Source organism: Pseudomonas sp. GW823-FHT01D03, from assembly GCF_058798255.1.
Genome location: NZ_JBXAKK010000001.1, coordinates 3,881,136 through 3,892,199, shown reverse-complemented (window position 1 = coordinate 3,892,199; position 11,064 = coordinate 3,881,136). Strand labels below are relative to the sequence as shown.

General features: G+C 61.0%; 10 protein-coding genes. 3 read left to right on the top strand and 7 right to left on the bottom strand.

Annotated elements, in window-relative coordinates; translation table 11 throughout:
- Positions 1–2: 2 nt before the first annotated feature.
- Genes AC1RBR_RS16895 through AC1RBR_RS16875 form a run of 5 tightly spaced genes read right to left on the bottom strand, consistent with a single transcriptional unit; the run spans position 3 to position 4,845 of the window.
- Positions 3–1,025: a polysaccharide biosynthesis/export family protein gene (locus tag AC1RBR_RS16895; RefSeq protein ID WP_095136665.1), complete on the bottom strand. Its 1,023-nt coding sequence runs from the start codon at positions 1,023–1,025 to the stop codon at positions 3–5.
- Positions 1,026–1,046: 21 nt separating this feature from the next.
- On the bottom strand, positions 1,047–1,694 hold the full coding sequence (locus AC1RBR_RS16890; RefSeq protein ID WP_047601869.1) for a CpsD/CapB family tyrosine-protein kinase: 648 nt from the start codon (positions 1,692–1,694) through the stop codon (positions 1,047–1,049).
- Positions 1,694–2,440 (bottom strand): sugar transferase, encoded by a 747-nt coding sequence (locus AC1RBR_RS16885; RefSeq protein ID WP_115987032.1) that lies wholly within the window; start codon positions 2,438–2,440, stop codon positions 1,694–1,696. Before AC1RBR_RS16885 ends, AC1RBR_RS16890 begins: the two co-directional genes overlap by 1 nt.
- An 18-nt stretch (positions 2,441–2,458) precedes the next feature.
- Positions 2,459–3,496, bottom strand: coding sequence for an NAD-dependent epimerase (locus AC1RBR_RS16880; RefSeq protein WP_492565676.1), 1,038 nt, complete (start codon positions 3,494–3,496; stop codon positions 2,459–2,461).
- On the bottom strand, positions 3,493–4,845 hold the full coding sequence (locus tag AC1RBR_RS16875) for a UDP-glucose dehydrogenase family protein (protein ID WP_492565674.1): 1,353 nt from the start codon (positions 4,843–4,845) through the stop codon (positions 3,493–3,495). The genes AC1RBR_RS16880 and AC1RBR_RS16875 overlap by 4 nt, the downstream gene beginning before the upstream one ends.
- A 388-nt stretch (positions 4,846–5,233) precedes the next feature.
- Between AC1RBR_RS16875 and AC1RBR_RS16870 the strand changes: the two genes are divergently transcribed.
- Positions 5,234–6,931: a sulfatase-like hydrolase/transferase gene (locus AC1RBR_RS16870; protein ID WP_492565673.1), complete on the top strand. Its 1,698-nt coding sequence runs from the start codon at positions 5,234–5,236 to the stop codon at positions 6,929–6,931.
- On the opposite strand, the gene AC1RBR_RS16865 is transcribed toward AC1RBR_RS16870, so the two are convergent.
- Positions 6,888–7,982 carry a helix-turn-helix transcriptional regulator gene (locus AC1RBR_RS16865; RefSeq protein WP_492565671.1) on the bottom strand — a complete coding sequence of 365 codons (1,095 nt, stop codon included), beginning with the start codon at positions 7,980–7,982 and terminating at the stop codon, positions 6,888–6,890. The two genes, AC1RBR_RS16870 and AC1RBR_RS16865, sit on opposite strands and share 44 nt — an antisense overlap.
- Before the next feature lie 71 nt (positions 7,983–8,053).
- Between AC1RBR_RS16865 and AC1RBR_RS16860 the strand changes: the two genes are divergently transcribed.
- Entirely contained in the window at positions 8,054–8,986 is a 933-nt protein-coding gene (locus AC1RBR_RS16860) for a LysR family transcriptional regulator (RefSeq protein WP_492565670.1), read from the top strand.
- Positions 8,987–9,174: 188 nt separating this feature from the next.
- Here AC1RBR_RS16860 and AC1RBR_RS16855 read toward each other — a convergent pair whose 3' ends face one another.
- Positions 9,175–10,095, bottom strand: coding sequence for a LysR family transcriptional regulator (locus AC1RBR_RS16855; protein WP_492565668.1), 921 nt, complete (start codon positions 10,093–10,095; stop codon positions 9,175–9,177).
- 98 nt (positions 10,096–10,193) lie between these two features.
- On the opposite strand from AC1RBR_RS16855, the gene AC1RBR_RS16850 reads away from it, so the two are divergent.
- The gene (locus AC1RBR_RS16850) at positions 10,194–11,036 is read left to right on the top strand and encodes an AraC family transcriptional regulator (RefSeq protein ID WP_492565666.1); all 843 of its coding nucleotides are present in this window, start codon (positions 10,194–10,196) and stop codon (positions 11,034–11,036) included.
- The last annotated feature ends 28 nt before the right edge of the window (positions 11,037–11,064 follow it).

The following is an 11,064-nucleotide window of genomic DNA, read 5'->3' as shown; positions in this document are numbered from 1 at the left end:
AGTCAGTTGTCACTGCCTTTGTTGTCGACGCGGTAGCCGAAGCTGAAACCCACGCCCTGGAACAGCACCACGTCGGCCAGTTGGCGGGCGAGTTCGCCGGCGCTGGCCAGTTTGGTTTTTGGCACGTAGAGCATGTCGTCCGGTTGCAGGTAGGCGATCTGTGGCGCATCGCCCGACAGGGCTTTCTCCACGTCGTAGTTCATGGCCTGCACCTGATTGCCGTTGCGCCGCATGATCACTACCGAATCGAGCCGCGCCTTGACGTTGGTGCCGCGCGCCAGAGTCAACGCTTCAAGCACCGACACCGGCCGGCGGATCGGGTAGGAGCCCGGTTGCGCGACTTCGCCGAGCACGTAAATCTCATTGCCGGCGGTGGATTTGAGCAGCACATCCACAGTCATCCGCCCCGGCAGTTGCGCGTACTTCTGGTTGAGGAAGGTTTCCAGTTGATTGACGGTCATGCCTTGCAGCGGCACGGCGCCGATTTCCGGGAAACTCGCGTAGCCGTCAGTGCCGACGGTGATCTCGCGGCTCATGCCGGTGGCCGGGTGGTTCAGCGCACTTTTGAGGTTCTGCTCGTTGCTCAGCGGGCTGAGAATCTGCACCGAGAGCTGGTTGCGGTTGGGCTGGAACAGCTGCTTGCGCTGATAGGCACGCTGGATTTCCTGACGGGCCTCGTCGCTGGTCAAACCGGCGATTTTCACCGAGGTGTTGGCGCCCGGCAGTTCGATGGTGCCGTCGGGCAGCACCAGTTGCGTGCCGTTGAGCTGACTGGCGGCGGTGAAGTTCAGGCCGATCTGGTCACCCGACTGCACGCGATAAGCGTCCGAGCCGCTGGTACTGATGTGGAAAATCACATCCAGCACGTCTTTCGGGCGCAGGGTCTGTTCGACCCTCGGCATGTCAGTGGCCTGGGCATTGGCCGGTGTGGCGGTGAGGATATTCACCGGCATGTTGCGGGTTTCGGAATTGCTGGAGCAGCCTGCAAGCGGCAGCATCAGCAGAACAAGTATCTTGGCGTTCATGGCGTCATCCTTTGCGTTCGCTTACAGGTTTTTGTAGAGCCACTTGGGCATGTAGTACTTGCGCCGGTTGAACACGCTGCCGACCACTTTTGCTCCAGCCTGGGTCAGGCGTTGCACGGCAGCCTGGGCGACTTCCCAGCGGGTGTCCTCGGCGCGCACCACGAACACCACACCATCGACCTGAGTGGCGAGCACCAGCGTGTCGGCGGCGGAATACACCGCGTCGCCGTCGATCACCACGAAGCGGTACTGCGTGCCCAGGCGATCGAGCAACGGGCTCAGGCGCTCGGCGGTCAGGTGCTCCAGGGTGCGGATCGGCCGGCCGTTGGGCAGTACGTGGAAGGGCAGGCTCGACACCTGCACCACGCAGTCCTGCAACAGCGGCGGGTTGTCCGGGTTGAACAGCAGGTCGCGCAGGCCGCGCTCCTTGCCCAGGTTCAATTGCTGCGTGAGGTTGCCTGCCGAATGGCTGGCATCGACCACCAGCACCTGGCCGCTGCTCATCTGCGCCAGTTGGCTGGCCAGCGCCAGGGCGCTGGTGGTGGTGCCCGCGCCGGGATTGGCGGCGGTCAGGAACAGGATCCGCAGATCCAGATCCAGCACGGTCGAAATCAGGTTCGATTCGCTGGGGTTGGCAATGCTCAGGCTTTTGCTGGTTGAACCGTCCATTAGCTTGCTCCGTGGCCGCTGAATACTTTGAAGGGGGTTTTCAACAAGATCTTCAGATCAAGCAAAAGGCTTTGCTCGGCGATATAGCTGAGGTCCAACTCAACGCGCTGGTCGAAGTCGATGTTGCTGCGCCCGGAGATCTGCCAGAGGCCGGTCATGCCGGGATAGATGCTCAGGCGCGCGAGGTGATTGTCCTTGTAGCGGTAGGCATTGAACGAGGTCGGCCGCGGGCCGACCAGGCGCATGTCGCCGCTGACCACGTTGAACAGGTTGGGCAGTTCGTCGAGGCTGGTACGCCGCAGGAAACCGCCGATGCCGGTGATGCGTGGATCCTTGTCGATCTTGAAATCGATGGCGTCGACCCCGTGCTTGTTGAGGTGGCGCAGCGATTCCTTGAGTTCTTCGGCGTTGCACACCATGGTGCGGAACTTGTACATGCCGAAGGTGCGGCCGCGATAACCGGTGCGTTTCTGCACGAACATCACCGGTCCCGGGCTGGTGAATTTGATGGCCAGTGCCAGGCCCAGCAGCAGCGGCGAAAACACCAGCAGAATCAGCAATGCACCGATGCAGGCGAGCACGCGATTGGTGCGCGACAGGGTCCATGGCCGGCCACCGTCGCGGCCGGTCAGCCAGCCACGGCCCTGCCTGTGGATGGCGCTATCGAGGCGCATTCGGTGCTCGGGATCCATGCGCTTGTCGCGGCGCATCTGAGTGATCGGTACACCTTGTTCATGTCCAGTCATGGGGTCCTCCGCTGATGTTCAGCCGCGAGCGGCGCGTGGGCGATAGGCAGTGGGGTAGTAGTCGCGAAACCAGGCGATGAAACGCCCCAGTCCTTCATCCAGCTCGATCCGGGGCTGGAACCCGGTGGCCTGGGCCAGATCGTCGGTCTCGGCACAGGTGTTGAGCACATCGCCCGGTTGCAGGGGCAAGAGCTCGACAATGGCTTTCTGGCCGAGGTGTTTTTCCATCAGCGCCAGATAATTGTTCAGCGCCACGGGGTGGTGGCCGCCGATGTTGAACAGGCGCCACGGGGCCATGCTGCTGCCGGCGTCGGGATGTTTACGATCCCACTCCGGCTGGCTGTGCGGCGGATGGTCGGTGAGGCGCGCGATGCTTTCGACGATGTCATCGATGTAGGTGAAATCGCGCTGGTGCTCGCCGTAGTTGAACAGCTTCAGCGGTGTGCCTTCGCTGATCGCCCGGGCGAACTGGATCGGCGACATGTCCGGCCGACCCCATGGCCCGTACACGGTGAAAAAGCGCAGGCCGGTGCTGGGAATGCCGAACAGGTGGCTGTAACTGTGGGCCATCAGCTCGTTGGCTTTCTTGGTCGCGGCGTACAGCGACAGCGGGTGATTGACGCCGTCGTGCACCGAGTACGGGGTGTGCTGGTTGGCGCCATACACCGAGCTCGACGAGGCATAGATCAGGTGCTCGACCGGATGGTGCCGGCAGCTTTCCAGAATATTCAGGAAGCCGCTGAGGTTGCTGTCCAGATAGGCCCGTGGGTTTTCCAGCGAGTAGCGCACCCCGGCCTGCGCCGCGAGGTGGATCACCACTTGCGGTTGTTCGCGGACAAACAGCGCTTCAATCGCCGCGGCATCGGTCAGATCAATCCGTGCAAGCGGGAAATTCCCCGCCTGATCGCGCACCCATTGCACCCGATCATGCTTGAGCTGCGGGTCGTAGTAGCCGTTGAAGTTATCCAGGCCGACCACCGCATGCCCGTCGCGCATCAGCCGCAACACGCAATGGGCACCAATGAAGCCGGCTGCGCCAGTGACCAGAATTTTCATGGGCGCAGTCCTTCCGGAGCGATGTGGCGCAGGCCGATGCCGCTGTAATGCAGACCGGCAGCGGCCACGTGTTCCGGGTTGTAGAGGTTGCGTCCGTCGACAATCACTTTCGAGCGCAGCTTGCTCGCCAGCAGCTCGAAATCCACTACGCGAAAATTCTTCCACTCGGTGCAGATCACCAGCGCATCGGCATCTTCCAGGGTGTCGTCGCGGGTGGCGCACAGGTGCAGGTCGTTGCGGTAACCGTAGAGGCGCCGGCACTCGGACATGGCTTCCGGATCGTAGGCCTGCACGCTGGCGCCTTCGGCCCACAGCGCGTCCATCAGATAGCGGCTGGGGGCTTCGCGCATGTCGTCGGTGTTGGGTTTGAACGCCAGCCCCCAGATCGCGATCGACTTGCCGACCAGACCTTGCGGAAACTGCGCCTTGAGTTTGCTGAAGAGGATGTGCCGCTGCAGGTCGTTGACATCAGTGACGCTGCGCAGCAGTTTCAGCGGCATGCCGTTGTGTTCGGCGGTGTGCAGCAGCGCGCGCAGATCCTTGGGGAAGCACGAGCCGCCGAAGCCGCAGCCGGGATAAATGAAGTGGTAGCCGATGCGCGGATCGGAGCCGATGCCTTTGCGCACCGCTTCGATGTCGGCGTCGAGCAGTTCAGTGAGGTTGGCCAACTCGTTCATGAAACTGATGCGCGTGGCGAGCATCGCGTTGGCCGCGTATTTGGTCAGCTCGGCGCTGCGGTTGTCCATGAACATCAGTTTTTCGCGGTTGCGGCAGAACGGCGCGTACAACTCGCTCATCTGCTCGCGGGCTGTCTCATCGCGGGTGCCGACGATGATCCGGTCCGGACGCATGCAATCGGCGAGGGCGCTGCCTTCCTTGAGGAACTCGGGGTTGGACACCACTCGCACCTTGAGGCCACTTTTGCCACGACGGAGCAATTCTTCGTTGGCCTTGGCGGCCACTTGGTCCGCCGTACCGACCGGCACCGTGGACTTGATGATCAGGGTGCGATCAGCCTCCATGTGGGAGGCGATCTCCCGGGCGACGTTGAGCACGTGGGTCAGGTCGGCGGAACCGTCCTCATCGGCCGGGGTGCCCACGGCGATGAAGATCAGCTCGGCATGTTCCACGGCGTCGCTGGCCTGGGTGCTGAACAGCAAGCGCCCGGCCTTGATGTTTTCTTCCAGTGCGGCGGATAACCCCGGCTCGCTAATAGGCGGCACGGCTTGTTGCAGTTGTCTGATCTTGTTTGGGTCAATATCGACACATAAAACCCGATGCCCTACATCTGCAAGTGCGGCGGCTTGAATTAATCCGACATAGCCGGTGCCAAATACGCTCACGTCCATCTGCGCACCCTCGATAGAGCGAAAAGAAGAAGTTCGGAAGAAGACTGTAAAAGGGGTATAGCGCAGGGTTTGAAAAGCGTGTCAGCAAAATGACATGTTGCACCTGTATAACACTTGAGCGTTTTTTGGCGATTGGCCATCAAGTCATTGCTGCGATTGAATTTGTTGTTTAGTTGCAGATTTGTTCAGATTTAAAATAAGCGATAAACGGTTGTAAGCCGCTAATCTAAAGGCTTGTAGCGTCTGCTGTGTGTCAGATTTGAGTCACCGGTTTTTTGACGCTTTCTGAAGAAAACAGTCAATTCTTGCGCTTTGAGGGCTGGGTGCTAGTGTCAGGTTCTGACCGACAAACCTTTGACTCCCTGCCATTTGAACGATCGGTATCGCCATGTTCAGATATGCCAAAGAAGTATTTTTAATTGTTTATCTGCTGCTTTATTCCGAATATTACATTGATCGGTTAAATGCTATCGGCGTCGGTTTTGCTGTACTTCTTTTTGGCGCGATGTTTTTGGCGCTTACTTTGGCATTATATCTGACGGCTTATATAACTCAGGCTCTCATTCGCCACTTGTTCGCAATAACACTGTTTGTCTCGGCGGTGTTTTTCGATGTCTATACCCGGGTCACCGCGGATTACCTGAGCTACAGCAATTTTGTCTCGCTGGTGTACTCCGGTGGTTTCATCCAGGAAGCCGCCTACCAGTATCGCGACGCGATCATTCATGGCGCGCTCAGCGGGCTGTTGTTGCTGTTCGGCATCGGCCTGAAACCGCGTCATGCACTGGCGGTGCCCAACGCGCTGCGCGTGGCGGCGCCGGTGTGTGGCGTGCTGCTGTTGAGCGCAGTGTTGTTCCTGCGGGCGGGCGAGGGCGCACGCGGTTTGCCGATCATGTACACGCCGCTGGCCTATCTGAACCTGTTCGCCTATGAAGCGCTGCACAATACGGTCGGCCCGCGAGAGCCGGTGACGCTGGTGCGCAACGCAGTGACGGTCAATCACGACATCGTGCTGATCATCGACGAGAGCATCTCCGGCAATTACCTGGACATCAATGCGCCGTTCGGCGTGCACAGCAACCTCAAGCAGGCGCATCCGGGCGTCGACATTTTCAACTACGGCTACGCCGCGTCCATCGCCAATTGCAGCGCCGACACCAACGTCACCCTGCGCTACGGCGGCACCCGTGCCGACTACATACGGATCAACAGCACGCTGCCGTCGATCTGGCAGTACGCGAAAAAGGCCGGGTTGCGCACGGTGTACATCGACGCTCAGCGCACTGCCGGCAATCTGCAGAACCTGATGACCGACACCGAGAAAAAAGACATCGACGAATTCGTCCAGTTTGACCAGACCAGCGTGCGTGACCGCGACATGGCTGCCGCCGCGAAGCTGATCGAGTTGCTCAACGACGATCAGCCGGAGCTGGTGGTGATCAACAAGGTCGGCGCGCATTTCCCGGTGCACGACAAATACCCCGACGCTTTCATGGCCTATCGGCCGACCTTGCCGCGCGGGCAATTCACTGAAGTGGCCGACACCGGCAAACGCGACGGTTTCAACGGCCAGTCAGATGACTGGGTGCTGTACCGCAACGCCTACAAGAACACGGTGCTATGGAACGTCGGCGAGTTCTTCGCCCGGGTATTCGCCCAGGCCAGGTTGAACAATGCGCTGCTGATCTACACCTCCGATCACGGCCAGGACCTGCATGAACGCGGCAACCCCGGGCTCAATACCCATTGCGGCGGTAATCCGGTGGAGGAAGAAGGGCTGGTGCCGCTGGTGGTGATTCAGGGCGATCAGGTGCACGGCCCGGACTGGGCGCAATCGTTATCGGCGAACAAGGATCGCTCCAGCCACTACAACATTTTTCCGACGCTGCTGCAGTTGATGGGTTATGACCTGGCGGGAGTCGAGGCGCTGTACGGCAAACCATTGACGCTGCCGACGGCGGACGACTTCACCTTCAACTACCGCTTCAATGCGCGGTTGGGGGCCAAGCCTGAATGGAAGCATATTGATCTGAATACCATCGTCACGCCAGGGGCGGCGGCGACCAGTGTGGCAACCGGGCAGTGAGATTTGCGCGGGGTTCACTGGCCTCATCGCTGGCAACCGACAGCCACCGACCTCGATAAACCCCCGGCGCGCAGCCCAGCCAGCGTAGACACGCACGGTTGAAACTCTGCACATCGCTGTAGCCCAACCGATCGGAAATGTGCACCAGCTCCAACTCGCCCGCCCGCAACAAATCCTCGGCCCGATAACGCCGGTATTCATCGAGCAATTCAGAAAAACGCCAGCCCAGTGCCTTCAAGCGCCGCGCAGCCGTGCGCTCCAGCAGATGCCGGTCTGCGCAGAACTGCTTCCAGTCTGCCGTCGCCAGATCCTCGATCAGGTAGTCGCTGAGCTGTTCGAGCAAGGTCGCTTCGCTGTTGTGGCGGGTCTGCTCAAGCAGCTCCACCAGGGTCTGTTCCAGTGCCTGGCTGCCCGGCGTCAGTGGCGCGATGAACAACTGCGGATCGAGGTGGATCGCCAGGTATTGCCGCGAGCCTTGCACCGGAGCACGAAAGGCGCGCGCGTGTTCTTCGCTGCCCGGCGCAGTCAGCTGCACACCCAGCACCGGATCGCGCCCCAGACCGCTGGCGAGCAATTTGCGCCGCAACATGCTGCACAGGCTGATCAGGATGTAATCAGCGGTGGCGGGAGCGGCACGCAGGCTGCCGGACTCGATCAGGCGCAATTGGACCTCACCGTTTTCGCGCACGATCTGCGCCTGAAAGTGCCCGTTGAAAAACGGAAAGAAACGCACGAAGTAAGCGCAGGCACTCTCCAGCGACACCGCGATGTCGAACAGATAAGTCAGGCCGTTGGTCGCCGTTGAAACGAATCGGCGTCCAGCGGCGAGGCCAAAAAGTGGATCGTTCGTCTGCGCTTGGGCGAAGGCCCAGAAGCGTCGCGAGAGCATCAGTGGAATGCGCATGAACGGTGTGCGCAAGTCGAACAGGCTGCGATGAAACTGCGCTTCGATCGCTTCTCGGGCAACGCCGCGCGCGAGCAATTCCTCGATCGCCGGCAGCAAGGTCGGGGCGTAAAAGGCGTTGGCGGGCGGCTGATTGATTTTTGTCATGTAGGGCTCACCGCTTGTTCCGGGACACTGGTTAGGCTGCCCGACGTTAAGCGATTTGCCGGAGCAAGACCATGCTTGATTTACGCCAGCTCGACCTCAACCTGCTGCTTGCCTTTGATGCGATCTATCAGCAGCGCAGTGTCACCCGCGCCGCCGAAGTCATGTGTCTGTCGCAGCCGGCCATGAGCAATGCGCTGCGGCGTCTGCGCGAATTGTGCGGGGATCCGTTGTTCATCAAGAGTCGTCTGGGGGTGACACCGACACTGGTGGCGCACCGGTTGGCGGATTACGTGCGTAACGCGCTGGAATCATTGCGTGACGGCTTGCGGATGATTCCGGCGGCGCGGCAGAACAACCCGTTGCTGCGCATCAGTTGCCTGGATTGTCTGCAGCCGGTATTGCTCGATGCCTTGCTGCAAGTGCCGCATGCCGACTGGCAGGTACGCTACTTTCAGCCACGCCGGCGCGATGCCTTGCAGGAACTGGCCAGCGGCAAGCTCGACATCCTCATCGACATCGATCAACCGCTGGCCGGGCTCAGTGGCTTGCACAAGCGCAGCCTTGCGGCGGATCACTATGTGTTCGCCTATGGCTCGGCATTGAAAGAGCCGCCGCGTACCTTGCAGGCGTATTTGCAGCAACCGCAGATTCAGGTGTCCAGCCGCCGCGACGGCCTGAGCCCGGTGGATCTGCAGCTGGGCCTCAAGGGGATGCGTCGCACGATTAGCCTGGCCACGCAAAGTACTCTGGCGGCGAAGTTGATTGCCGATCGTCAGCCCTTCGGCCTGAGTCTGCCGAGTCGCGTCGCCAGTGTGCTGGGCTTGCACCAGGCTCCGTTGCCGCTGGAGGATCCGGTGGAACTGAAACTGGCGCTGTACATCGAGGCGCGCTATCGCTTCGAACGCAGTCGCGAAGAAGCCATGCACTGCCTGCTGTGCGCCTTGGGCGATCCACAGACCCCGGCCATTTCCCCGACACTTTGGGAGCGAGCCTGCTCGCGATAGCGGTGTGTCAGCCTAGGGACGGGTTGTGCGTACCGGCCTCTTCGCGAGCAAGCCCGCTCCCACACTTGACCGCGTTCGATCAGCACGGAGCAATCGACCCCACCCCTTCAAGTCTGAACATACAAGCGAGCCTGCTCGCGAAAGCGTGAGGTCAGGTTGCGGATTTTGAAGTTGCGAAACCTTCCGGGTTATTGGTTGGCCGCCAGCAGGCGCTGATCGACGTTCAGGATTGCTTCGACCATCGCCCGCGCGGCCGGGGTCATGGAATAGCCGACGCGGGTGACAATGCCGTAACTCAGATGCAGGGCCGGATCGTCGCGGGGCACGTCGATGAATTCGAGCAGGTGAATCAAGCCCTGATCAACCTGTTCACGCAGGGCTTCCAGGGTGGCCAGGCCCACGGCGTCCGAGCGCAGCACCACGCGCTGGATCGCGTCGAATTGGGCGCACTCGACGCTGGGATTGAAATCCGGCTCGCCGAGTACGTCGGCAAGAATCTTGCGGATCATCGGCGGGATCCGCGTACCCACCACCGGATAGTCGAGCAACGCCCGCAGTTTGAGGTTCTTCTGCCCGGCGAGCGGGTGTCCGGCGCGGCAGAAAAAACGCCCGGACCGGGTGCGCAGCAATTGCACCTGATACTGCGGGTCGCCGATGAAGTAGCGTGCGTCCGCCACAAGGAATTCGATCTGCTGTTCGCGCAGCCACAGTGACAGTTGCTGCCAGTCGCCCTGATGAAAACGCGTGCGAATCGCCGGGTGCGCCTGGATGAATTCGGCCAATGCCTCAGGGACCAGCACTTGCGCCGGGTAGGGGCCACAGCCGAATTGCAGTTCGCCGCCGGTCAGGCCGTTGTATTGCGTCAACTCGTTGTGCAACGCCTGACTGCCAGCCAGCAGGCGCCGCGCGTGTTGCAGCACCAATTCACCCTGGCCGGTCAGACGGAACTCGCGGCTGCTGCGCTCGACCAACGCGCAGCCGAGATCGCGCTCCAGGGTCTGGATGCTGCGACTGAACGCCGGTTGGCTGAGGTTGATTGCCTCGGCGGCGCGGCCAAAGTTGCGGTAATCGGCGAGGGCCACGAGGTGGCGAAGCTGGCGCAAATCCATCATGCGTCTCCTGCATTCTGCGGATACTTTTAATGCATTGGATCGATACCACGTTGGCTGGCATAAGTACACGCCTGTCCTTCGCAAAGCTTGTCGTCATGCCTCAACCCCTGTTCGCTTCCAGCGCTTTCACCCGCACCATTCTTGGCCATGCCGAGCAGTCCGGCCTGTGCCCGCAGACCTTGCTGGTTCGGGCCGGGATCTGCCCGACAGCGCTTGACGATCAGGGTCGGCAGATTCCTGCGCAGGCAGTCGAGCAACTGTGGCGCGAATGTGAGCAGGCGGGTGCTGCGTCGACTTTTGGCTGCGAACTGGTCAACGGTTTGGCGACAACGTGCCTGCAAGGGCTGAATATTCTGCTCGACTCGGCAGCGACCCTGCGCGCCAGCCTCGATTGCTTCGTGACGTTCGTGCCCAAGGTCACCAATTACGTGGCCGCCGAGTTGCAGGAGAGCGGCGCGTTCGCCCATTTGCAGCTGCGCCCGGTGCAAGGTCAGGCGCATCACTTTGGCCTGGATGCGGCGACGCTCACCTTGGTGCGCAACATCGCCCGGCGGCTCGGCAAGCCGCCCGGGCAAGTGTTTGCCAGCGTCGGTCTATGCCCCCCGCAAGCTGCCGGCGCCTGGCTGTGTGACGCCGGAATCGACGTCGCGCAGAGTGAATATCCACGGCTGACGCTGCATCGCTCGTTACTCGACGAAACGCTGCTCGGCGCCAATCCGTTTCTGCACCAGAGCATGCTCCGGCATTGGCAGGCCGACCTTTGTGCGCCCAGTCGCAATGACAGCCTGGAACTGGCGCGGCACTGGCTCACTGCCGGTGATCAGCCGATCGAACGTATCGCCGAGCGCCTCGGTTACCGCCAGCCGAGCAACTTCATCCGCGCATTCCGCAAACAGTTCGGCATTACGCCCAAGCAGTTTCGCCTCAACCCGACATAAGCGCGCCGATGATTGTTTTTTGTCGGCC

What these genes read in the sequence shown, in the direction of transcription:
- AC1RBR_RS16895 (WP_095136665.1), bottom strand. Translation starts at nt 1,025, where the DNA reads ATGAACGCCAAGATACTTGTTCTGCTGATGCTGCCGCTTGCAGGCTGC.
- AC1RBR_RS16890 (WP_047601869.1), bottom strand. Translation starts at nt 1,694, where the DNA reads ATGGACGGTTCAACCAGCAAAAGCCTGAGCATTGCCAACCCCAGCGAA.
- AC1RBR_RS16885 (WP_115987032.1), bottom strand. Translation starts at nt 2,440, where the DNA reads ATGACTGGACATGAACAAGGTGTACCGATCACTCAGATGCGCCGCGAC.
- AC1RBR_RS16880 (WP_492565676.1), bottom strand. Translation starts at nt 3,496, where the DNA reads ATGAAAATTCTGGTCACTGGCGCAGCCGGCTTCATTGGTGCCCATTGC.
- AC1RBR_RS16875 (WP_492565674.1), bottom strand. Translation starts at nt 4,845, where the DNA reads ATGGACGTGAGCGTATTTGGCACCGGCTATGTCGGATTAATTCAAGCC.
- AC1RBR_RS16870 (WP_492565673.1), top strand. Translation starts at nt 5,234, where the DNA reads ATGTTCAGATATGCCAAAGAAGTATTTTTAATTGTTTATCTGCTGCTT.
- AC1RBR_RS16865 (WP_492565671.1), bottom strand. Translation starts at nt 7,982, where the DNA reads ATGACAAAAATCAATCAGCCGCCCGCCAACGCCTTTTACGCCCCGACC.
- AC1RBR_RS16860 (WP_492565670.1), top strand. Translation starts at nt 8,054, where the DNA reads ATGCTTGATTTACGCCAGCTCGACCTCAACCTGCTGCTTGCCTTTGAT.
- AC1RBR_RS16855 (WP_492565668.1), bottom strand. Translation starts at nt 10,095, where the DNA reads ATGGATTTGCGCCAGCTTCGCCACCTCGTGGCCCTCGCCGATTACCGC.
- AC1RBR_RS16850 (WP_492565666.1), top strand. Translation starts at nt 10,194, where the DNA reads ATGCCTCAACCCCTGTTCGCTTCCAGCGCTTTCACCCGCACCATTCTT.